This is a genomic window from Thioalkalivibrio thiocyanodenitrificans ARhD 1 (assembly GCF_000378965.1).
Taxonomy (GTDB): Bacteria; Pseudomonadota; Gammaproteobacteria; order Ectothiorhodospirales; family Ectothiorhodospiraceae; genus Thioalkalivibrio_A; species Thioalkalivibrio_A thiocyanodenitrificans.
The window spans coordinates 3304107-3324533 of sequence record NZ_KB900536.1 but is presented as its reverse complement, the minus strand read 5'-3'; the positions used below and the strand labels follow the sequence as shown (position 1 = coordinate 3324533).

The following is a 20427-nucleotide window of genomic DNA, read 5'->3' as shown; positions in this document are numbered from 1 at the left end:
CTGCTCTTGCTCTGTGAACTCTGTGTCCTCTGTGGCTTAACGGTTTTCCATCAATTCAACGAAACGGTCGAACAGCGGCGCAACGTCGTGGGGCCCGGGGCTCGCCTCGGGGTGGCCCTGGAAGCTGAAGGCCGGGCGGTCGGTGCGGGCGATGCCCTGCAGGGTCCCGTCGAAAAGGGAGCGGTGCGTCGCCTTCAGATTGTCCGGCAGGGTGTCCTCGTCCACGGCGAACCCGTGGTTCTGACTGGAGATCATCACCCGCTTCGTCTCCAGATCCTGAACGGGATGGTTGGCACCGTGATGACCGAACTTCATCTTGACCGTGCGTGCGCCACTGGCCAGACCCAGCAGCTGATGACCCAGGCAGATACCATAGGTGGGCACGCCCGCGTCGACGATCTCGCCAATGGCGGAGATGGCGTAGTCACAGGGCTCCGGGTCACCGGGGCCGTTTGACAGGAATACCCCGTCGGGCTTCATCTCAAGGACCGTCTTCGCCGGCGTCTGCGCGGGCACGACGGTGATCCGGCAGCCACGGTCCACCAGCATGCGCAGGATATTGCGCTTCATGCCGAAGTCGTAGGCCACCACCCGATAGGGCGCCTTTCCGGGTGCCGGCGCATGGCCGCCTTCCAGCCGCCAGGTGCCCTCGTTCCAGTCATACGCTTCCGCCGCCGAGACCTCCTTCGCCAGATCCATGCCCTTGAGACCCGGGAAGCCTCGCGCCGCCTCAAGCGCCGCGTTCTCGTCGGGATCACCGGCCATGATGCACCCGTTCTGAGCGCCCTTCTCCCGCAGGATCCGCGTCAGGCGCCGGGTGTCGATCCCGGCGATGGCCACCACGCCATGGCGACCCAGGTAATCGGGCAGGGCCTCCCGGCTGCGCCAGTTGCTCACCAGTGGCGGCAGATCCCGGATCACAAGCCCCGCCGCATGCACTGCGCCGGACTCCTCGTCCTCCGGATTCACTCCGGTGTTGCCGATGTGGGGGTAGGTCAGGGTGACAATCTGACGGGCGTAGGACGGGTCCGTCAGTATCTCCTGGTAGCCGGTCATGGCGGTATTGAACACCACCTCGCCGACGGTCCGGCCCGGGGCGCCAAAGGAAACGCCACGGAACAGACTGCCGTCTTCCAGTGCCAGCAAAGCGGGTGTGGAACTCAAGGGGAAAACCTCCGGCGCGTATGGGACGAGCGGGACGATGATTGACAGAGCCATCCCGCCGGGGATTGGTGTGAGCAGGGGATTTAATGCGTTGAATTTTACGCGATTTGCGGGGCTCTTGTCCAATGCCGGGCGCATGCGCCGCCACCTGGCTCACACAATCGGACGGACCGGAAACCATCCGCCCCGCCTCATCCGGCATCAACCCAGATTGAGCACATCCTGCATATCGTAAAGTCCGGCGGCCCGGTCCTTGAGCCAGGCGGCAGCCCGCACGGCGCCCCTGGCGAAGGTCATGCGGCTGGAGGCCTTGTGGGTGATCTCCACGCGCTCGCCCGGCCCCGCGAACATGACCGTGTGTTCACCCACGATATCGCCGGCACGGATGGTCTCGAAACCGATGGTCCGGCGATCCCGTTCGCCGGTGTGGCCCTCCCGGCCGTACACCGCGCATTCGGCCAGGTCACGGCCCAGGGCTCCGGCCACCACCTCACCCATGTGAAGCGCCGTGCCGGAAGGCGCATCCACCTTGTGGCGGTGGTGCGCCTCGATCACCTCGATGTCCACCTCGTCGCCCAGCACCCGGGCGGCCAGGTCCAGGAGCTTAAGGCAGAGATTCACGCCCACGCTCATATTCGGGGCGAACACCACCGGGATCTCCTTCGCGGCTTCACGGATCGCCTGCTTCTGGTCCTCGCTAAACCCGGTGGTGCCGATCACCATGGCCCGCCCGGCCTCCCGGCAGATCTCAAGGTGCTTCAGGGTCCCTTCGGGGCGTGTGAAGTCGATCAGCACGTCGAAGGCATCGGCGCGGGCCGCGGGGTCGTCGGTGATGGTCACGCCCAAGCGCCCCACGCCGGCCAGCTCGCCCGCGTCCGAGCCCAACAGGGTACTGCCCGGCTGCTCGGTGGCGACCGTGAGCACGAGCCCCTCCGCCTGCTGCACGGCCTCGATCAGGGTGCGCCCCATGCGCCCGCCGGCGCCGACGATAGCGATGTTGGTCATGGTGAATTCTTCAGGTCTTGTGCAGTGGGTTTATGGGCGGAGGCTTCGACAAGGCCCGTGGACCAGATACAAGATACAAGAAAAACCGAAGTGACTTGTATCTTGCCTCTTGTATCTTGCCTCTGCGCGGCCAAAGGCCGCGCTTACTTATTCCAGAACCTGAGGTCCTCGAAGAACCCCTTGACCCCATCCAGCCAGCTTTCCTCCTGGGGGCTGTGCCGGGTGCCGCCGGCCTTCATGGTCTCGTCCAGCTCCCGGAGCAATTCCTTCTGGCGCCTGGTGAGCTTGACCGGGGTCTCCACGTTCACGCGGCAGATCAGGTCGCCCTGGGCACCGCCATGCACTGACTTCACCCCCTTGCCGCGCAGGCGGAACAGACGCCCACTCTGGGTCTCTTCGGGGATCTTGAGATTGACGCGCCCGTCCAGGGTGGGAATCTCGAGATCCCCCCCTAGCGCCGCGGCGGCGAAACTGATGGGCACCTCGCACAACAGGTCGTTGCCCTTGCGCGCAAACAGATTATGCGGCTTGACATGGATCTGCACGTATAGGTCGCCGGGCGGGCCGCCGTTGATGCCCGCTTCACCCTCGCCCGAGAGCCGGATCCGGTCGCCGCTGTCCACACCGGCCGGCACCTTCACGGAGAGCGTTTTGTGTTCCTCCACGCGCCCCTGGCCATGACAGGCATGACAGGGGTCGGTGATCACCTTGCCTGTCCCGTGGCAACGGGGGCAGGTCTGCTGCACGGAGAAGAAGCCCTGCTGCATGCGGACCTGGCCGACGCCGCCGCACGTGCCGCAGGTCTCCGGCGTCGTGCCCTCCTCGGCGCCGCTGCCGTTGCAGGCTGCGCATTCCACCAGCGTCGGCACACGGATCTTCACCTCGGTGCCGAATACCGCCTCCTCCAGGGTCAACTCCAGGTTGTACTGCAGATCGGCACCACGGTAGACCCGGCTGCCGCCGCGGCCAGCGCGGCCACCGCCGAAGATGTCGCCGAAGATGTCCTCGAAGATGTCGCTGAAGTTCGCCCCGCCCCGGGCTCCTCCGCCGGCGGACGGGTCCACACCGGCATGACCGAACTGATCGTAGGCGGCACGCCGTTGCGGGTCGGCAAGAATCTCGTAGGCGTCCTTGGCCTCCTTGAAGCGCTCCTCCGCCTCCTTGTCGCCGGGGTTGCGATCCGGGTGATACTTCATGGCCAGGCGCCGGAACGCTTTTTTCAGGTCCGCCTCGCTGGCGTTTTTCGCCACGCCGAGGATTTCGTAGTAGTCGCGCTTTGCCATGAAGCTTCAGTGCCCGTGTTTCGTGATCTGAGAGTCAAAAGCCGAACGCAGAGGGCGCAAAGGAAACGCAGAGGGCGCAGAGAAAGGTTTTCATGATCAAGAAAAACCTCTGCGGCCTCCGCGCCTCTGCGACCTCTGCGTTATCCGCCGGCGCCGCGGGACAGCCCCGACGCGCTTACTTCTTCTTGTCGTCCACTTCCTCGAACTCTGCATCCACCACGTCGTCCTGCTGGGCACCGGCCTGCTCACCGCCGGCGGTTTCGCCGGCACCGGCCTCGGCACCGCCCTCGGCGGACTGCTTGGCATAGACGCGCTCCGCCAGCTTGCCGGAGGCCTCCGCCAGCTTCTGGGTCCTGGCCTCGATCTCGTCCTTGTCATCCCCCTTCAGGGCCTCGCGCACCTCGGACAGCGCGGATTCGATGGCCTGCTTTTCCTCGGCCTCCACCTGGTCACCCAGCTCGTTGAGGGATTTCTCGGTGGCGTGCACCAGATTGTCTGCCTGGTTGCGGGCCGCCACCAGTTCGTGGAAACGCTTGTCCTCATCGGCGTGGGCCTCGGCGTCACGCACCATGCGCTCCACTTCCTCCTCGGACAGGCCGGACGATGCCTTGATGACGATGGACTGCTGCTTGCCCGTGGCCTTGTCCTTGGCCGACACGTTCAGAATGCCGTTGGCGTCGATGTCGAACATGACCTCGATCTGCGGCACGCCGCGCGGCGCCGGCGGGATATCCGTCAGATCGAAACGGCCCAGGGACTTGTTGGCGCTGGCCATCTCGCGCTCACCCTGGAGCACATGCACCGTGACGGCAGTCTGATTGTCGTCGGCGGTGGAGAACACCTGGGTCGCCTTGGTGGGGATGGTGGTGTTCTTCTCGATGAGCTTGGTCATCACGCCGCCCAGTGTCTCGATGCCCAGCGACAGGGGAGTGACGTCCAGCAGCAGCACGTCCTTGACCTCGCCGCCCAGCACGCCCGCCTGGATCGCCGCGCCGATGGCCACGACCTCGTCGGGGTTGACATCCTTGCGGGGCTCCTTGCCGAAGAAATCCTTCACCGCCTCCTGCACCTTGGGCATGCGGGTCTGGCCGCCTACCAGGATCACGTCGTCCACATCGGACACGGACAGGCCGGCGTCCTTCAGGGCCACCTTGCAGGGCTCGATAGTGCGCTTGATCAGCTGCTCCACCAGGGATTCCAGCTTGGCCCGGGTCACCTTGATATTCAGGTGTTTCGGACCGGACTGGTCGGCGGTGATGTAGGGCAGGTTCACGTCGGTCTGCTGGCTGGAGGACAGCTCGATCTTGGCCTTCTCGGCCGCCTCCTTCAGACGCTGCATGGCCAGCGGGTCGCCTCTGAGGTCGATGCCCTGCTCGTTCTTGAACTCATCGGCCAGGTAGTCGATCAGACGGCTGTCGAAATCCTCGCCGCCCAGGAAGGTGTCACCGTTGGTGGCCAACACCTCAAACTGGTGCTCGCCGTCCACATCGGCAATCTCGATGATGGAGACATCAAACGTGCCGCCGCCCAGATCGTAGACGGCCACCTTGCGGTCGCCGCGCTTCTTGTCCAGGCCGTAGGCCAGGGCCGCCGCGGTGGGCTCGTTGATGATGCGCTTGACCTCCAGGCCCGCGATCTTGCCGGCATCCTTGGTGGCCTGGCGCTGGGAATCGTTGAAGTAGGCAGGCACCGTGATGACGGCCTCGGTGACCGGCTCCCCCAGGTAGTCCTCGGCGGTCTTCTTCATCTTCTGCAGCACACGGGCCGAGATCTCCGGCGGCGCCATCTTCTTGTCATGCACGCGCACCCAGGCGTCGCCATTGTCGGCCTTGAATATCTCGTAAGGCACCAGCTTGATGTCCTTCTGTACCTCCGGCTCCTCGAACCGGCGGCCGATCAGGCGCTTGACGGCGAACAGGGTATTCTTGGGATTGGTGACGGCCTGACGCTTGGCGGACTGACCGACCAGCACCTCGCCGTCTTCCGAGAACGCCACGATGGACGGGGTGGTGCGGGTGCCTTCGGCGTTTTCGATGACCTTGGCCTTGTCGCCTTCCATCACCGCCACGCAGGAGTTGGTGGTGCCCAGGTCGATACCGATGATCTTGCCCATGGTGTGTCTCCAAAAATGTCTGAATTCTGTGCGAAATGTTCCGGTTAACGGCTAGATTTGGGGCATCTCCGGGGATTTCAAGGGCTTCCCCGGGATTCGCGCCGCCGCTCCGGCGCGCGCCTATTCGCCCGAAGGCGCCTTGCTGACGATCACCATGGCCGGGCGCAGGAGCCGGTCGTTGAGCAGATACCCCTTCTGCATCACGGTCATGACCGTGTTGGGCTCCAGCTCTGCATTCTCCTGCATGGACATGGCCTGGTGGCGATCCGGGTCGAAGCGCTCGCCCTGGGGGTCGACTGGCTCGACGCCGAACTTCTCCATGACCTGGGCCAGCATCTTCAGCGTCAGTTCCGTGCCCTCGCGGATCTTCTCCACATCGGTCTCACCCCGCGCGGCGTCCAGACCCATCTCAAGGCTGTCGCGCACCGCCAGCAGTTCTCCGGCGAATTTCTCCAGGGCGTACTTGCGGGCATTCTCCAGATCCCGGGCCGTGCGCTTGCGCAGGTTCTCCATCTCGGCCTGTACGCGCAGCAGCTTGTCCCAGTTCTCCTCGGCCTTGGCCCGCGCTTCCTCGAGCTGACCGAGCACGGCAGCCGGATCGGACTCCGGCCCCGCACCCTCGACCGGGGTCGCCTCCGGCGCTTCACCGTCGGGTTTTGGCTGCTGTTCCTCGTTGGACATGGGTCGTCTCCACTCGTGATTCAAAAAAACCGGCGATGCCCGTCGGCATGCGTTCGTTCAAGGCCGCCGTCTGCGAACGGACCGGCCGTGCATTGACGTGCCGCCCCGGGCAAGTCACAGCCTTCCCGGAGCCGGCCGCTCCGGGAGTCACTGGTTTCAATGTGGGATTCAGTCCCTGGAATTCAAGGCCGCGCCCAGCAGGCGGGCGGTGATGTCCACGACCGGAATGACGCGATTGTAGGGCATGCGGGTCGGGCCGATCACCCCCAAGACCCCCACCACGTGGCCGCCCACCTCGTAGGGGGCGGTAACCACGCTGCAGTCGTCCAGGATGCGATGACCCGACTCCTGGCCGATAAAGATCTGCACGCCCTGGGCATGGATGCACTGGTCCAGCAGCCCCAGGATCTCGCGCTTCTCATTGAAGGCCTCGAACAGCTGGCGGAGCTTCTCCACGCTGGTGAGTTCCGCATAATCCAGCAGGTGAAACTGCCCGGCCAGCACCACGTCGTCCGCGTCCTGCCCGGCTGCAACCGCCTGTTCACCCAGCTCGATGGCCGCCAGCATCAGGGAGTTCATGTGTTCGCGCACGGCCTTCATTTCACGCAGGAGCTGCTGGCGCACAGAGGCCAGATCACGGCCCACCACCCGGTCGTTGAGGTAGTTGGCCATCTGCTGCAGTTCGCCGGCGGAATAGTCCCGGTCCAGCTCGAGGATGCGGTTCTGCACCTCGTTCTTGTTCATCACAAGGATTACCAGTACCCGCCGCTCGGAGAGCTTCATGAACTCGATCTGGCGCAACGCGGCACGCTCGGGGCGCGGCACCCGCACCATGCCCGCCATCTGGGTTACGGCCGAAAGCAGCCCCGAAGCGGATTCCACCAGCACCTTGGTCTCCAGTTCCGGACTCAGGCGCTCGCGCAATTGCGCCACCTCCCGGCTGTCCAGGGGCTTGATCTCCAGCAGACTGTCCACGAACAGGCGGTACCCGGCAGGCGTGGGCACCCGACCCGCCGAGGTGTGCGGTGAACTGACCAACCCCATGTCCTCCAGGTCCGCCATCACGTTGCGGATGGAGGCCGCGCTCAGGTCCAGCCCCGCAGTGCGCGAGAGCGTGCGCGAACCCACCGGCTGACCATCGCGGATATAGCTCTCCACCAGGGTGCGAAGCAACTGCCGGGCGCGATCGCTGAGGTCGGTGATGGACGGCGTCTCGGTCATGGAGGCTCTGGTTTCAGGGGGTTACGGCTTTGGCACTCTCTTCGCGAGAGTGCCAATCAATAGTATAGCCGCGGGGGCAGGAGTCAAGGGTATGCCGTTAGGGGTGAGGGGTGAGGCGTGAGCGGGGGCGTACCCCCTCACCCCTCACCCCTCACGCCTCACGCCTCACGCCTCACGCCTCACGCTCGCAACATATACATCGGCCCCGGCTTTTGCGGATAATGCCGGATCATGGGCAAACCACACTTCGGGACCGTTGGCATCATCACCAAGCGCAGTGACGAGCGTCTGGTGCATATTCTCGTTTCCCTGATCGATCACCTGCTCGGCCACGGCTGCCGGGTGCTCCTGGATGACAGCGCCCGCGGGTGGCTGGAGAACGACCATGGCTGCGAGCAGGTCGACCTCGACGCACTCGGCCAACAGGCGGATCTGGCCATCGTCATCGGCGGTGACGGCACCTTCCTGGCCGCCGGACGGGCGATGGTGGATCACCAGGTGCCCCTGATGGGCATCAACATCGGCCGGCTGGGGTTCCTGGTGGACGTCTCCCCCCACGAGATGATCAGCCGGCTGGACGAGATCCTGGCCGGCGAGTACGACGAGGACCACCGCAGCCTGCTGGCCACCCGGGTCGTCACCAACGGCGCCGAACCCGTGGAACGCCTGTCCCTGAACGACGTGGTGCTGCATATCCATGACGTGGTCCGCATGATCGAGTTCGAAACCCGCATCGACGGCCGCCATGTGAACACCCAGCGCGCGGACGGACTGGTGGTGGCCAGCCCCACGGGTTCAACCGCCTATGCGCTCTCGGGGGGCGGTCCCATCCTGGCCCCCAGCCTGGATGCCCTCGTACTGGTACCCATCTGTCCCCACGGCCTGTCCAACCGACCCCTGGTGGTGCACGGCGACAGCGAGGTGGAGATCCGCGTCTGCGAATTCAACCGCCGTCACGCCCATGCCGCCTTCGACGGGCAGAACAGTACCACCCTGGGCCCCGGTGACCGCCTGATCGTGCGGCGCAAGAAGACCCGCCTGCGGCTCATTCACCCCACGGGCTACGACTACCTGCAGATCCTGCGGGCGAAGCTGGGGTGGGGGGAACAACCGTGACTGAAGTGGGAAGTGTGAATTGGGAAGTCGGAACCTGGAAGCGGGAGAAAGGTGTTGCCCTCCCTCTCCCTCAGGCGACACCTCGGGGTGAGGCTGGTTTCACTTCTCACTTCCCAATTCACACTTCCCACTTCACTCCCCCCTTCCCGGTTCCAACTCCCCAATCTGGATGATTACCTCCCTCCACATCCGCGATTTCGCCATCATCGACGAGTTGGGGCTGGAACTGGGTCCCGGCATGACGGCGCTCACGGGCGAGACGGGGGCCGGCAAGTCGATTCTGGTGGATGCCCTGGGGCTCGTACTGGGGGACCGGGCGGACAGTGCCACGGTACGCACGGGGGCGGAACGCGCGGAGGTCAGCGTCGGCTTCGAGGTGGCGGACGACCCGGACGCCCGGGCATGGCTGGCGGAACAGTCCCTGGAGGCCGGAGATGACTGCCTGCTCAGACGCGTGGTGGGCAGTGACGGCAGGAGCCGTGCCTGGATCAACGGCACCCCCACCACCCTGCAGAACATGAAGGCCCTGGGCGAACTGCTGGTGGACATCCACGGCCAGCACGCCCATCAGTCGCTCACCCGCCGGGAGGTGCAGCGGCATATCCTGGACGAGTTTGCGGATCACCCGAAACTTCCGGACGACGTACGGGAATGCTTCCGGGAATGGCGGGAACTGCAGAACCGCCTGGCGCAGGCCTCGGACAACGACGAGGCCCGCACCGCCCGGCGCGATCTTCTCCGCTTTCAGACCGGCGAGCTGAAGGCGCTCGAACTGGGTGATGATGAAGTGGCGGGCCTGGACGAGGAACAGCGGCGGCTCGCCCACGCGGGGCGCCTGCTGGAAGTGACCGCATCGGTGCACCAGGGCCTGTACGCGGACGAACAGTCCGTGGATACCCTTCTTGGGTCGTATCACCACCGGCTGGAGGAGGTCACGCGGCTCGATCCGGCGCTGAAGGAGCCCCTGGAGCTGATCACCAGCGCCCGGATCCAGCTCAGGGAGGCGGCGGACAGCCTGCGTCATTACGCGGACCGGGTGGAACTGGATCCGGGCAGGCTCGCATTCGTGGAGCAGCGCCTGTCGGACATCCACGATCTCGCCCGCAAGCATCGGGTTTCTCCGGAGGCCCTGCCGGAACTGACCCGGACCCTGCTGGAAGAGCTTGCGCGGCTCGACAGTGACGATGAGGATCTCGATGCCCTGACGCAGAAGGCGCGGGCCGCCGAAGCCCGTTACCGGGAGGCGGCCGCCGCGCTGACCCGATCCCGGCGCACAGCAGCGAAGAAGCTCGGAAAACTGGTGACCGACGCCATGCAGGGGCTTGGCATGGAGGGCGGCCGGTTCCAGGTGAGCGTGGAAGCCGACCCGGAGATGCGCCCCGCCGCCCATGGCCTCGACCGCATCGAGTTCCAGGTCACGGCCAATCCCGGCCAGCCCCTGCAGCCGCTCTCAAAGGTGGCCTCCGGGGGCGAACTCTCGCGTATCAGCCTGGCGATCCAGATGATCGCAGCCCGATCCCTGCCCATCCCCACCCTCATCTTCGACGAGGTGGACGCGGGCATCGGCGGCGCTGTGGCCGAGGTGGTGGGCCGCCAGCTTCGGGCCCTTGGGGAACACCGGCAGGTGCTGTGCGTCACCCATCTTGCTCAGGTGGCGGCCCAGGCTCACCACCACCTCCAGGTCAGCAAGCACAAGGGCACGGCGGACACGCGCACCCGCATCCAGGTGCTGGATGCCGACAGCCGCGTGCAGGAAGTGGCGCGCATGCTGGGCGGCGTGGAACTCACCGACCAGACCGTGGCGCACGCCCGCGAGATGGTTGAAAAGGCGAAAGACAATTCAAGATTCAAAGTTCAGGATTCAAAGGGGTGACACCCTACACCGCCGGCTGAACGTGCGGCCGCGACAGCTTCATTGGATCTTGAATCTTGAATCTTGAATCTTGAATTGCCTCTACCCCTTCGGCCGATGCGGGCAATCCGGCTTGTTGCACTCGCCGTACAGGATCAGGGCGTGGTCCTTGATCGTGTATCCGAGCTTGTCGGCGATGGCCTTCTGGCGTTCCTCGATGATGTCGTCCATGAACTCATCCACGCGGCCGCAATTGACGCACACGATGTGGTCATGATGGCGGCCGCGTTCCAGTTCGAACACCGCCTGATTGCCCTCGAAGTGATGGCGATTGACGAGCCCCGCCGCCTCGAACTGGGTAAGCACCCGGTACACCGTCGCCAGGCCGATTTCCTCGCCGTCCTCAAGCAGTTGGCGGTAGATGGCCTCCGCGCTCAGGTGGCGGTCCTCCGAACGCTCCAGCAGCTCCAGGATCTTCATCCTGGGCAGCGTCACCTTCAGTCCGGCCTTTTTCAGATTCTGGCTTTCCAAGACACTCCTCCGTTCAGGCCAGGAAGGATTCCGTGTACAATCCGGCCTTTCCATTCACACCCCGTTTCCGGGCACAGGATATCCATTCTCATATGAGAAAGAATCTCACCGGTGTCGTGTTGATTGCAAGCCTGCTCCTGCAGGGGTGCGGTTCCGGATTGTTCTCCGTACACCGTCCCGACGTGCAGCAGGGCAATGCCCTGGAGGATGACCGCATCGCCCAGCTCGAGGTGGGCATGACGCCGGAACAGGTGCGCTTTCTGCTGGGCGACCCGCTGCTTCGCGATCCCTTTCATGGCGATCGCCGCTGGGAATACGTCTACTACCTCAAGCCCGGCGACGGGGCGCCCGAGCGCCGGCGCGTGACGGTGTATTTCGACCAAACCAACCGCGTGGATCGCTTCGAGGACAGCGGATTGAAGCGGTAAGGGAAAATTCAAGATTCAAAGGGGCGGCGTCCGTTGGCAACCAATTTCTGAGGTGCACCGCGTCCCTCCTTTGAATCTTGAACTTTGAATTTTGAATCCTGACCCCCCTCTCCCCTACCCCTGTGACTCCCCACCCTCTGGTTCGATGTCCCCACCGCCCTTCTTCATGCGCTTTCCGGCAGCGGCCCGTTGCTTCCGCACTTCCTTGGGGTCGGCGATGAGCGGCCGGTAGATTTCCACCCGGTCCCTGGGCTTGAGCACTGTGTCCCGCTTGGTGAGCTTCCCGAAGATACCCACCTTGACCTTCTCCAGATCGATCTCGGGGAAGCGTTCGCGAATCTCCGATGCCCGCAGTGCATCTTCCACGGTGGCCCCCGGCGGTACCGAGACCGGCACGATCACCTGCACATCCGGCCGGGCGTAGGCCACCTCGACGGATATCTGCTCATCGGCCACCGTAGACCTCCCGCGCCCGGCGCACGAAGGAATCCACCAGGGTGTTGGCGACCTGGATGAACACGGGCCCGATGGCCAGGCCCACCAGACGATTCGAGAACTCGAACTCCAGATCCAGCGAGACCCGGGTTGCGCCACTATTCAGGGCGTCGAAACGCCAGAACCCCTCCAGATGCTGGAACGGGCCCTCCACCAGACGCACCTCGATCATCTTGTTCTTCTGCAGGCGGTTACAGGTGGTGAACGACTTGTGCACCGCACCCTTGGCCAGTTCCAGGCTCGCCTTGATGGTGTCGTTGTCGCGGGCATGCACGGTCGCGCTGCGGCAGCCGGGCAGAAACTGCGGATAGGACTCGATGTCGTTGACCAGATCGAACATCTGGGCCGGACTGTAAGGCACCAGGGCGCTGCGTTGGATAGAGGGCATGGCGGGGTCAGATCAGGTTGATGGCGCGCAGGAACACCAGCAGGATGCCGATGGGCGCCACGAACCGCACCAGATAATACCATGTGCGAAACAGCAGGGGCCGCCGGATCCCCAGTTCCTCCATCACCGAACGCTCCGTCATGCGCCAACCGGCGAACAACGCGATCAGCAGTCCGCCCAGGGGCAGCAGGATGTTCGATGTCAGGTAATCCACCAGATCGAAGAAGGTCCTGTCAAAGAGGGTGTAGCCGGACCAGTGGTTGAAGGAAAGCACCGTGCCGATGCCCAGCAACCAGGCCACGCCGGCGACTGCCGCGGCCGCCCCCACACGATGCATGCCCCGGTTCTCCACCAGATAGGCCACTGCCGGCTCCATGATGGAGATGGAGGAGGTCCAGGCCGCCACCACCAGCAGCACGAAGAACACCGTGCCGAACAGCACTCCGCCGGGCATCTGGCCAAAGGCCATGGGCAGCGTGATGAAGATCAAGCCCGGCCCCTGGGCCGGCTCCAGCCCGCTGGCGAAGACGATGGGGAAAATGGCCAGCCCCGCCAGGATGGCCACGGCCGTATCCGCGCCCACCACGGTGGCCGAGGTTTTTGCGATCGAGGCCCGTGAACTCAGGTAGGAACCGTAGATCATGATGGCGCCCATGCCCAGGCTCAGGGTGAAGAAGGCCTGCCCCATGGCCACGAGCACGGAGTTTCCGCTCAGGCGGGTGAAATCCGGCCGGAACATGAACCGGAAACCGTCCATGAAATGGCCCTCGGCCATGGCGTAGCCCACCAGCAGTATCAGCATGATCAACAGCGCGGGCATCAGGACCCGGACCGCCTGCTCCAGCCCCGAGCGCACGCCCCGGGCCACCACCAGCATGGTCATGACCATGAAGATCGTATGCCAGGCCAGCAGGCGCTCCGGATCGGACACCAGCCCCTCGAACATGGCCTGCACCCCGTCGGCATCCTGCCCGGAAAAGCTGCCGGCACCGGCACGGAACACGTAGGAGAGCGCCCAGCCGGCGATCACGCTGTAGTAGGACAGTATGAGAAAGCCCGCCACCACGCCGAGCCAGCCCAACAGGCTCCAGGAGCGGTTGAGCCCCTCGTCGCTGGCCAGGGTGGCCATGGTGTTGATCGGGCTCTGGCGCCCGCGGCGCCCGATGAGGATTTCCGCCATCATGATGGGCAGTCCGATCAGCAGGATACAGCCCAGGTACACCAGCACGAAGGCGCCGCCTCCATGCTCGCCCGCGATGTAGGGGAAACGCCAGATATTGCCCAACCCCACTGCGGAGCCGGTGGCCGCCAGAACGAACACCAGCTTGGATGACCACTGGCCGTGAATGGAAGATTCTTTTCTCACCGTTATTCCTCCCCGGGCGTGGCGGCTATTGTGAGCAATCCGTCTCCCCCGCTCAACTGCCACCCCATCGCGTATAATCCCGTCCCATGTCAAGACAAGCGAAGAAATCCGGTGGCAGCACGATCGCGCTCAACAAGAAGGCGCGCCACGAGTACTTTATCGAGGATCGCTTCGAGGCGGGCCTGGCCCTGGAAGGCTGGGAGGTCAAGAGCCTGCGCGCCGGCCGTGTGCAGCTGAGCGAAAGCTACGTGCTCATCAAGGGCGGTGAGGCCTGGCTGTTCGGGGCCCACATCAGCCCCCTGCCCACCGCTTCCACCCACATCCACCCCGACCCGGTGCGCTCCCGCAAGCTGCTGCTGCGCCGGGAAGAACTCAACAAGCTCATCGGCCAGGTGGAACGGCGCGGCTACACGCTCACGCCACTGGCCCTCTACTGGAAACGCGGCCGGGCCAAGCTGGAGATCGGCCTCGCGAAGGGCAAGAAGGAACACGACAAGCGTGCGGTGGCCCGGGAACGGGACTGGCAGCGAGAGAAGGAAAGGGCGCTGAAACACGGATAAGGGTTCAAGGCGGATCGCCCTCCTTCACCGCGTCGGCAATGCCCGTCAGCCGGCACATGCGGACAACCGGTGTGCCGTGTGTGCCGGCCCGGCGACCGCCAGGAACCTGCGGTGGCAGATGAACGTGCGGGACGCGGACCAAAAATCTACGACTCCCCCTGGCAATCCAGCGCCATGTGGAAGTTGCGGAACATCATGCCCCTGAGCGGCACGATGCGGCGTTCCATGACTCGGAACCCCGCCTGCTCGAAAAAGGGCCGCGCCGTGATGCTGGCGTCGGCGGTCAACCGGCGCACACCCCGCTCTAGCGCCCAGGCCTTGGCGTGACTCATCAGCGCGGTGGCGATCCCCCGGCGCAGGTGCGAGGGGTGGACGAACAAGAGGTCCACGTGCCGGGTGGCGTCCAGGGCGATGAAGCCCACCACCCGGCCGGCGACCTCGCAGACGAAAACCGCGCAGCGGGCCAGCCGCCTGCGCCATTGCTCCCTGTCCGGCGGGTCGGGTGCCCAGGCCTCCACCTGCTCGGGGATGTAGTCTCGCGCGGCAACCTGGCGAACCGCGCTCTGGAACACCTCCAGCACGGCGTCCAGATCATCGTCCCGGTACTCGCGGATCATGTGCCCCCAATGGTTGCCTGTGCCCTCTCCCTGCCATGGCATCGCCGGCGTCTCCCTCAGCCGTGTTCCGAGAGCAGGCCGATCACCGCACGCGCAGCGCTGGCGCTGGACTGGGGGTTCTGGCCGGTGACCAGACGACCGTCGACCACCACGTTGTCCTGCCAGTTCACCCCGGGCACGAACTGCGCACCCAGCTCGCGAAGTCGCGTCTCCAGCAGAAAGGGCATCAACCCGTCCAGCTCCACCGCCCGTTCCTCGCTGTCGGTGAAGGCCGTGACCCGCCGCCCCTTCACCAGCGGCGTCCCGTCGCTCAGCATCGCCCCCACCAGGCAGGCCGGGCCATGGCACACCGAGGCGAGCACCTTGTCCGCCTGGGCAAATGCCGAAACAAGGCGCCGGATCTCCGGATTGTCCGGCAGGTCGAACATGGTCCCGTGGCCACCCGGGAAAAAGAGCGCCGCGAAATCGTCGGCCTGCAGCGAGGCATCCACCCGGCGCGTCTCTTTCAGCGCGGCCCGGGCCGCCTCGTTCTCGGGCGTGGGCTCGTACCCCTCGAGGCTGGCCGGATCGATGGGGGCATCTCCACCCCCGGGGCTGGCCACCGTGACGTCATATCCCTGTTCGCGAAACAGGGTATAGGGCACTGCGAACTCCTCGAACCAGAGCCCGGTGGGATGCCCCTTGTCGATGCGGGAGTGGCTGGTCACCACCATGAGAATGGAAGGTATGCCGGACATGTGATTACCCCTCTCGTCTGCCCCCTTGAAGGCCTTGTGGACGGCCCTGAGGGTCTGGTCATAGGTCCTAAGCATAGCCGTTGCCGCGGGCTTGGCCAATGAGCCGCCATGCGGAGAGGCGCTTGCAGGGCCTTCATTTCAAAGGGGAATCGCCCTCAAATCACCCGCATCCCCCGTGACCCGGGTCCGATACCCAAGTGATTTCATAGGGTTAACGGCGCACGGCCGGTCCCGTCACCGCCGGTCCGGGCCGGAAGCAAGGATCTCGCAGAAGTGATAGCTCGCCAGGGTCATGCCCTCGCGCTCGTAGAACCGATGCGCGTCCTTGCGCTGGAGCCCGGAGTCCAGGCGCAGCTGCTCACAGCCGGCCGCCCGGGCGTACTCGCGCAGCCATGCGAGCATCCTGGCGCCATGCCCCCTGGAACGATGCGCCGGGTCGGTGACCAGGTCGTCCACGTACATGAAGCGGCCCCACGGGATGTTCTCGCCGGTGCGCAGGCCGGCGACCGCGACAGGACGTCCCGACTCCTCCAGGTAGGCAAGCCGGTACCCCCCTGCCTCCAGACGCCGCACCAGGGGGACGAACCCGGACTCGACCAGGTGCGGGCGAAGTGTCTGCATCACGGGGAAGCAGGCGGCAATCTCCTCATCGGTCGAGGCAATGCGAATCTCCATGGTCATCCGGGATACCCTCTCATCACGTCCGGTTGTCGCCGTGGGCATCAAGCCATTTCATAAACACCCCGTCAAACAATACCGGCTCCTCCAGCTGGGGGGTATGCCCGCTGTGCTCGAACAATCGAAAGCTCAGATCGGGCAACGTGGATCGTATCCCGTCCCACAGCACGTGGGGAACCACGTAATCGTGCCGGCCCATGATCACCAGCACCGGCGTGCCGGACTCCGGCCAACTCGCCGAAAGGGAGTAATTGCTGAAGAAATCACGAAACACGCGCAGCATGGGCATGTTGATCGGGACGTCCCGCCAAAGCCACGCTGCATCGTATGCGGGATCACACCAGTACCTGGGGCCCTCCGCCACGTACCGGGAGACAAAGTCCTCTCCGGGAGACGCGCCCTCGGATGCCCCTGCCCGCAGTGCCGTCAGATTGCGCCGCAGAACCGCCTTGCGGGCGTCGGATGCGTGCGCTTCCCAATAGGCGTCTCCCGCGGTGATCGTCTGTTGCACGTCGCAGGGCGGCGTGCCCACCAGCACCACGTGCGACACCCGCTGCGGAAATCGCGCTGCATACTCGAGCGCCACATTGCCGTGATGGGAATGGCCCACGAGCACCGCCCGCTCGAACCCCAGCGCTGCCCGGACGGCGTCAATGTCCTGCGCGTAGGTCCGCAGCGTGATCCGCTGTGCATCGCCGGGCCCGCCCCCGGCCGCGAAGTGCCGCAGATCCGAGCAGGCCAGCCGGCACGATGCGCCAAGCCGCCGGGAGAAGGTGCGCGGATAGTAGACGCAGGAGCCCACCACCAGCACGGCGGTGCCGCGCCCCTCCACCACATAGCGCAACCGGGCGCCCCCCACCTCCACGGTTCCGCTGCGGCGCTGCCGCACTTGTGCCATACGGGAGGCCCTCATGGTCGATCAGGGGCAGGTCGGGAATGACCAACGCCCCTCGAACGTCCCATGATACCTGAGCGCGCGATGCACGGCCCCGGGACAAGAGTTCCCCGGGGTAATCAGGGCCTTGGCTTACGACGCATCCCTGCGGTAGTAACAGTAGACGAACTTCTGGATCCTGCCGGACGGCGTGTGGTGTGCTTCCTTCTCATGCGCAAGCAGCGTGAACGGGGCGCCGAATTCAGCGTGCAACTGATCCGCACTGTAGCGCATGACGGGAAGGCCGCTGCAGCGGGTGGGACCGTCCTCGGCAAAGGTGGCGACAATCACATGACCGCCGGGCTTCACTGCCCGGAGCACGGCGTCGACATACTTGCGGCGATCCTCCGCCGAGGTGAGGAAATGAAATACGGCCCGGTCGTGCCACACGTCAAAGGCGTGGATGGGAAGCACCACCTCGGTGATGTTTCCCTCGATCCATCGAACCTTCTTTGCATCCTCGCCCAGTCGACTCCGGCATGCGGCAAGGGCCGCGCCGGACAGGTCAAGTACGGTGAGCGCGGTGTAGCCGTCTTCCAGAAGATCGTCCACCAGCGTGGAGGCGCCGCCGCCCACGTCAATGATGGATGCGGACAGCGGCAGATCCGCGGACCGTATGAAACGCAACGACTGCTCGGCGTGTTCCTGGAACCAGCTGACACCATCCATCGCCCTGGTGGCGTAGACTTGTTCCCAGTGTTCCTTCGATTGCATGGCGCCTCCGCTCCGACTCGGCGACGGACGTGATCAGATCCGGGGTCATGCAGGGGCCGCGACCCCCGCTGTCCCGATTCTCAATACATAGCATCGCGCCGGCCGCAACCTGTTGCGCCCGGTCAATGAATCGGCAAATACATGGAGTCCCGGATACACGGACCCATCCGCGGCGGGATCCGCTGTCGCGATCAAACGGCATGCGGCGGACACGGAACCGTGGCCGGTTCCGATGCCCGTAAACGATCGCTGGTTGTCCGGATCCGGAGGCGCTATTCGGTAAGTTGGTAGTAACGCCGGTTGACATAGCGGGTCACAAGATCGACCTCTTCCTAGGTCCACCGCAACCCCGCATGCACGCTCCACGCGCCCACACGCTCGCGCAGATCGCCGAGGCTCTTGACCTTGCGACCCTCCCGGGTATGAATCCATTGAGCGTGGCACCCCTGGCAGTGGTTTTCATACAACGCACGGCCGGGATCAAAATCCTGCGCCGCGACTGTCGCGGGCATACTGCAGGCGGCCGCAAGCACCATCGCCCTGCGCCAGACGCCCGCGAGGGGCAAGAGGTCCATTGGCTTTGCACCTCCCATGCATGTCCCATCCGTGCCGGTTCGCGCCATTACGGTGTGGCGGGACCGGACAGCCCACGCAACCCGCATGCGTCACAGACCCAGTTCCGCATCGGTCGCGCTGTATGTGTACTTGTCCTTCGGCGGCCACGGGCGCAGACGCCAGTCAGGTTCGAAGGCAAAGGACGATCGGCTTCGGCCCGGGAGAAGCTCGCCGTTGCCCGCCCCTTGTGCATAATCATAGTAGAGCTTGATCACCTCTTCCCGGGTCACCTGCTGTGCCGCCGGATGAGCGAGGCACGCGTCGACCCACTGGTGCACACGCGTGTACCGTGGCCCATCGGGAAGCCGGAAATTCTCGTAATATTCCAGAAACCAGAACCGCATGAACAACGGGGTGAAGACAGCCTCCGCCCACCCGAACGCATCGAACAGGAACGGACCACGGGGCGCATGCTCGACGAGAAACTCATTGAGCCGTTCATACTGTTTCAGCATGGCCGCCCTGAGGGCATCCCGGCGGCCGGGATCCTGGTTCATCACCCAGAGATAGCCCTGGGTGCCGAACGCCCCCTCCATCATCGTCAGCATGTTCTCCACCGCACGGCGGTACGGGTCACGCTGTGCGACCGGGAGCTCCGGGAAGATATCCTCGAGATAGGCCAGGATGACCAGGCTTTCCCTGATGATGTACCCGTCGGCTGTCTCCATGACCGGCAGCACTGTCGTGCCGCGCGTCTTGCGCAACAGCCACTCGGGGCGGGGCCGGGTAATGTCGACCACGTGGAAGTCGACCTGCTGCCGTTTGCCCTTCAGAGACAACAGGATCTCCAGGCGCTGGCAGAAGGGACAGACGGGGATATGATAGACGGTCGGACCGGACATCTGCGGCATACTCCAGGCTTGCCCCGGCGATGGCGAGCCGCGTCAGGGGCGGCGGACCCGAGAACCGGGTCGCCGGGTCCGCCGTTCCCGCGTGCTACGCCTCCCGGTCCGCAAGCTTCCTGATGTTTTCGTGAATCTTGAACAGCACGATCAGCAGTTCGCACCAGATCCGCGCCCCGATCACGCCGAGGACAATCATCCCCAGGCCCGTCAGGAACGAGCCGAAGCTCATGCCACCGTAACCGGCGAACATGGATCCGATCCCGCCGACCACCGCAAAGAACAACAGGAGCCAGTACACCACGGTGATGATCTTCGGCGTCAGCATTGAATCAAAGAACAGGATGTCTCTCATATCGATTCTCCGTTCTGGTTATTGAGGACTTTCCCCGACTCCCCTCCCGCCCTCCGTGGGCACCGCCTTCCCGGCATGGGCCGGACGGTCGACGCTCACTCCCTGAACGCCGCAGTACCTGCCGTGGTCGCGAACCGCATCATACCCCGTTGCACGGGGGTGCACGGCCCATCCCCCGCCCACAGCTGCCGGACACCCCGCGCGCCGCGCTTCAACCGGCCCGCCGGCCCGCTCACCGCAAGCAATGACTACCGGCTCCTTCGGGCCGGCGCATGCCTGCCCGCGGTCGGATCAAGGCGCTTCCAGATGGACATTGCCCTTTTCGTCGAGCGTCCAGAACGGATTGTGAGCCACCTCCCAGAGGTGGCCGTCCGGATCGGCAAAGTAGCCGGAGTAGCCACCCCAGAACGCCTCCTGGGCAGGCTTCACGATCCGGGCACCCGCCCGTTCCACCTGCCTCAGGATCTCGTCCGTTTCCTCTCTGGACCGGGTGCAGTACGCCAGTGTGACGCCCGCGAACCCGGCGCCCTCGCCGGACACCTGCGCATCGTCGGCGAGCGCATCACGCGGGTAGAGCGCGAGGACCACGCCGTTGAGCTGAAAAAAGGCGATCTGACCTTCATCTGCACTGATCGTCCAGCCCAATGCCTGCTGGTAGAAGGCCTTCGATCGGGCGAGGTCGTTGACCCCGAGGGTCACCACGCTCATTCGCTGTTCCATGATTCGATCCTC

At 64.8% G+C, this 20427-nt stretch carries 23 protein-coding genes; 4 read left to right on the top strand and 19 right to left on the bottom strand.

The features are described 5' to 3' along the window. Positions 1–36 precede the first annotated feature (36 nt). The 6 genes from carA to hrcA all read right to left on the bottom strand — a co-directional run bounded on the left by carA (position 37) and on the right by hrcA (position 7467). On the bottom strand, positions 37–1164 hold the full coding sequence (carA, locus tag THITHI_RS0115805) for a glutamine-hydrolyzing carbamoyl-phosphate synthase small subunit (RefSeq protein WP_026186425.1): 1128 nt from the start codon (positions 1162–1164) through the stop codon (positions 37–39). Positions 1165–1365: 201 nt separating this feature from the next. Next, entirely contained in the window at positions 1366–2169 is an 804-nt protein-coding gene (gene dapB, locus THITHI_RS0115800) for a 4-hydroxy-tetrahydrodipicolinate reductase (protein WP_018234074.1), read from the bottom strand. Positions 2170–2312: 143 nt separating this feature from the next. Further along, the gene (dnaJ, locus tag THITHI_RS0115795) at positions 2313–3452 is read right to left on the bottom strand and encodes a molecular chaperone DnaJ (RefSeq protein WP_018234073.1); all 1140 of its coding nucleotides are present in this window, start codon (positions 3450–3452) and stop codon (positions 2313–2315) included. 175 nt (positions 3453–3627) lie between these two features. After that, positions 3628–5565 carry a molecular chaperone DnaK gene (gene dnaK / locus THITHI_RS0115790; protein ID WP_018234072.1) on the bottom strand — a complete coding sequence of 646 codons (1938 nt, stop codon included), beginning with the start codon at positions 5563–5565 and terminating at the stop codon, positions 3628–3630. Between the two features lie 120 nt (positions 5566–5685). Continuing rightward, positions 5686–6246 (bottom strand): nucleotide exchange factor GrpE, encoded by a 561-nt coding sequence (gene grpE / locus THITHI_RS0115785; RefSeq protein WP_018234071.1) that lies wholly within the window; start codon positions 6244–6246, stop codon positions 5686–5688. 168 nt (positions 6247–6414) lie between these two features. Then, positions 6415–7467 (bottom strand): heat-inducible transcriptional repressor HrcA, encoded by a 1053-nt coding sequence (gene hrcA / locus THITHI_RS0115780; protein ID WP_018234070.1) that lies wholly within the window; start codon positions 7465–7467, stop codon positions 6415–6417. A gap of 231 nt (positions 7468–7698) precedes the next feature. Between hrcA and THITHI_RS0115775 the strand changes: the two genes are divergently transcribed. Continuing rightward, on the top strand, positions 7699–8583 hold the full coding sequence (locus THITHI_RS0115775) for an NAD(+) kinase (RefSeq protein ID WP_018234069.1): 885 nt from the start codon (positions 7699–7701) through the stop codon (positions 8581–8583). A gap of 169 nt (positions 8584–8752) precedes the next feature. After that, positions 8753–10456, top strand: coding sequence for a DNA repair protein RecN (gene recN, locus THITHI_RS0115770; protein WP_018234068.1), 1704 nt, complete (start codon positions 8753–8755; stop codon positions 10454–10456). An 81-nt stretch (positions 10457–10537) separates the two neighbouring features. Here the strand turns inward: recN and fur are convergent, their stop codons facing one another. Continuing rightward, positions 10538–10966 carry a ferric iron uptake transcriptional regulator gene (gene fur / locus THITHI_RS0115765; RefSeq protein ID WP_018234067.1) on the bottom strand — a complete coding sequence of 143 codons (429 nt, stop codon included), beginning with the start codon at positions 10964–10966 and terminating at the stop codon, positions 10538–10540. A 92-nt stretch (positions 10967–11058) separates the two neighbouring features. Between fur and THITHI_RS19280 the strand changes: the two genes are divergently transcribed. Beyond that, the gene (locus THITHI_RS19280) at positions 11059–11394 is read left to right on the top strand and encodes an outer membrane protein assembly factor BamE (protein ID WP_033336967.1); all 336 of its coding nucleotides are present in this window, start codon (positions 11059–11061) and stop codon (positions 11392–11394) included. 114 nt (positions 11395–11508) lie between these two features. Here THITHI_RS19280 and THITHI_RS0115755 read toward each other — a convergent pair whose 3' ends face one another. From THITHI_RS0115755 to THITHI_RS0115745, 3 genes are read right to left on the bottom strand one after another with little or no spacing between them, the layout of a single operon-like run. Then, positions 11509–11850: an RnfH family protein gene (locus THITHI_RS0115755; RefSeq protein ID WP_018234065.1), complete on the bottom strand. Its 342-nt coding sequence runs from the start codon at positions 11848–11850 to the stop codon at positions 11509–11511. Then, a complete protein-coding gene (locus THITHI_RS0115750) occupies positions 11840–12277 on the bottom strand; it encodes a type II toxin-antitoxin system RatA family toxin (protein WP_018234064.1) in 438 nt (145 codons plus the stop codon). The genes THITHI_RS0115755 and THITHI_RS0115750 overlap by 11 nt, the downstream gene beginning before the upstream one ends. 7 nt (positions 12278–12284) lie before the next feature. Further along, complete coding sequence (locus THITHI_RS0115745; RefSeq protein ID WP_018234063.1) at positions 12285–13643, bottom strand: sodium-dependent transporter; 1359 nt, start codon at positions 13641–13643, stop codon at positions 12285–12287. A gap of 86 nt (positions 13644–13729) precedes the next feature. Between THITHI_RS0115745 and smpB the strand changes: the two genes are divergently transcribed. Further along, positions 13730–14203, top strand: a complete 474-nt coding sequence (gene smpB, locus THITHI_RS0115740) for an SsrA-binding protein SmpB (protein ID WP_018234062.1) — start codon at positions 13730–13732, stop codon at positions 14201–14203. A 146-nt stretch (positions 14204–14349) separates the two neighbouring features. Here the strand turns inward: smpB and THITHI_RS0115735 are convergent, their stop codons facing one another. The 9 genes from THITHI_RS0115735 to THITHI_RS0115695 form a co-directional block, all read right to left on the bottom strand. Next, positions 14350–14862, bottom strand: a complete 513-nt coding sequence (locus tag THITHI_RS0115735) for a GNAT family N-acetyltransferase (protein ID WP_026186424.1) — start codon at positions 14860–14862, stop codon at positions 14350–14352. Positions 14863–14876: 14 nt separating this feature from the next. Next, the gene (locus THITHI_RS0115730; protein ID WP_026186423.1) at positions 14877–15557 is read right to left on the bottom strand and encodes a type 1 glutamine amidotransferase domain-containing protein; all 681 of its coding nucleotides are present in this window, start codon (positions 15555–15557) and stop codon (positions 14877–14879) included. Positions 15558–15791: 234 nt separating this feature from the next. Continuing rightward, positions 15792–16238, bottom strand: a complete 447-nt coding sequence (locus tag THITHI_RS0115725) for a GNAT family N-acetyltransferase (RefSeq protein ID WP_018234059.1) — start codon at positions 16236–16238, stop codon at positions 15792–15794. Between the two features lie 16 nt (positions 16239–16254). Beyond that, on the bottom strand, positions 16255–17133 hold the full coding sequence (locus THITHI_RS0115720; protein ID WP_018234058.1) for an alpha/beta fold hydrolase: 879 nt from the start codon (positions 17131–17133) through the stop codon (positions 16255–16257). A gap of 129 nt (positions 17134–17262) precedes the next feature. Then, complete coding sequence (locus THITHI_RS0115715) at positions 17263–17883, bottom strand: class I SAM-dependent methyltransferase (protein WP_026186420.1); 621 nt, start codon at positions 17881–17883, stop codon at positions 17263–17265. Between the two features lie 332 nt (positions 17884–18215). Next, entirely contained in the window at positions 18216–18458 is a 243-nt protein-coding gene (locus tag THITHI_RS19650; RefSeq protein ID WP_018234056.1) for a hypothetical protein, read from the bottom strand. A gap of 90 nt (positions 18459–18548) precedes the next feature. Next, positions 18549–19340, bottom strand: a complete 792-nt coding sequence (locus THITHI_RS0115705; RefSeq protein ID WP_018234055.1) for a glutathione S-transferase family protein — start codon at positions 19338–19340, stop codon at positions 18549–18551. Positions 19341–19434: 94 nt separating this feature from the next. After that, positions 19435–19695 carry a DUF4282 domain-containing protein gene (locus THITHI_RS0115700; RefSeq protein ID WP_018234054.1) on the bottom strand — a complete coding sequence of 87 codons (261 nt, stop codon included), beginning with the start codon at positions 19693–19695 and terminating at the stop codon, positions 19435–19437. A gap of 291 nt (positions 19696–19986) precedes the next feature. Beyond that, positions 19987–20415, bottom strand: a complete 429-nt coding sequence (locus THITHI_RS0115695) for a VOC family protein (RefSeq protein ID WP_026186419.1) — start codon at positions 20413–20415, stop codon at positions 19987–19989. Positions 20416–20427: the final 12 nt, after the last annotated feature.

What these genes read in the sequence shown, in the direction of transcription:
- hrcA (WP_018234070.1), bottom strand. Translation starts at nt 7,467, where the DNA reads ATGACCGAGACGCCGTCCATCACCGACCTCAGCGATCGCGCCCGGCAG.
- THITHI_RS0115730 (WP_026186423.1), bottom strand. Translation starts at nt 15,557, where the DNA reads ATGTCCGGCATACCTTCCATTCTCATGGTGGTGACCAGCCACTCCCGC.
- THITHI_RS0115695 (WP_026186419.1), bottom strand. Translation starts at nt 20,415, where the DNA reads ATGGAACAGCGAATGAGCGTGGTGACCCTCGGGGTCAACGACCTCGCC.
- THITHI_RS0115715 (WP_026186420.1), bottom strand. Translation starts at nt 17,883, where the DNA reads ATGCAATCGAAGGAACACTGGGAACAAGTCTACGCCACCAGGGCGATG.
- dapB (WP_018234074.1), bottom strand. Translation starts at nt 2,169, where the DNA reads ATGACCAACATCGCTATCGTCGGCGCCGGCGGGCGCATGGGGCGCACC.
- dnaK (WP_018234072.1), bottom strand. Translation starts at nt 5,565, where the DNA reads ATGGGCAAGATCATCGGTATCGACCTGGGCACCACCAACTCCTGCGTG.
- THITHI_RS0115700 (WP_018234054.1), bottom strand. Translation starts at nt 19,695, where the DNA reads ATGAGAGACATCCTGTTCTTTGATTCAATGCTGACGCCGAAGATCATC.
- THITHI_RS0115720 (WP_018234058.1), bottom strand. Translation starts at nt 17,133, where the DNA reads ATGGCACAAGTGCGGCAGCGCCGCAGCGGAACCGTGGAGGTGGGGGGC.
- THITHI_RS0115735 (WP_026186424.1), bottom strand. Translation starts at nt 14,862, where the DNA reads ATGCCATGGCAGGGAGAGGGCACAGGCAACCATTGGGGGCACATGATC.
- grpE (WP_018234071.1), bottom strand. Translation starts at nt 6,246, where the DNA reads ATGTCCAACGAGGAACAGCAGCCAAAACCCGACGGTGAAGCGCCGGAG.
- dnaJ (WP_018234073.1), bottom strand. Translation starts at nt 3,452, where the DNA reads ATGGCAAAGCGCGACTACTACGAAATCCTCGGCGTGGCGAAAAACGCC.
- recN (WP_018234068.1), top strand. Translation starts at nt 8,753, where the DNA reads ATGATTACCTCCCTCCACATCCGCGATTTCGCCATCATCGACGAGTTG.
- THITHI_RS19280 (WP_033336967.1), top strand. Translation starts at nt 11,059, where the DNA reads ATGAGAAAGAATCTCACCGGTGTCGTGTTGATTGCAAGCCTGCTCCTG.
- THITHI_RS0115705 (WP_018234055.1), bottom strand. Translation starts at nt 19,340, where the DNA reads ATGTCCGGTCCGACCGTCTATCATATCCCCGTCTGTCCCTTCTGCCAG.
- smpB (WP_018234062.1), top strand. Translation starts at nt 13,730, where the DNA reads ATGTCAAGACAAGCGAAGAAATCCGGTGGCAGCACGATCGCGCTCAAC.
- THITHI_RS0115725 (WP_018234059.1), bottom strand. Translation starts at nt 16,238, where the DNA reads ATGACCATGGAGATTCGCATTGCCTCGACCGATGAGGAGATTGCCGCC.
- THITHI_RS0115775 (WP_018234069.1), top strand. Translation starts at nt 7,699, where the DNA reads ATGGGCAAACCACACTTCGGGACCGTTGGCATCATCACCAAGCGCAGT.
- THITHI_RS19650 (WP_018234056.1), bottom strand. Translation starts at nt 18,458, where the DNA reads ATGGACCTCTTGCCCCTCGCGGGCGTCTGGCGCAGGGCGATGGTGCTT.
- THITHI_RS0115750 (WP_018234064.1), bottom strand. Translation starts at nt 12,277, where the DNA reads ATGCCCTCTATCCAACGCAGCGCCCTGGTGCCTTACAGTCCGGCCCAG.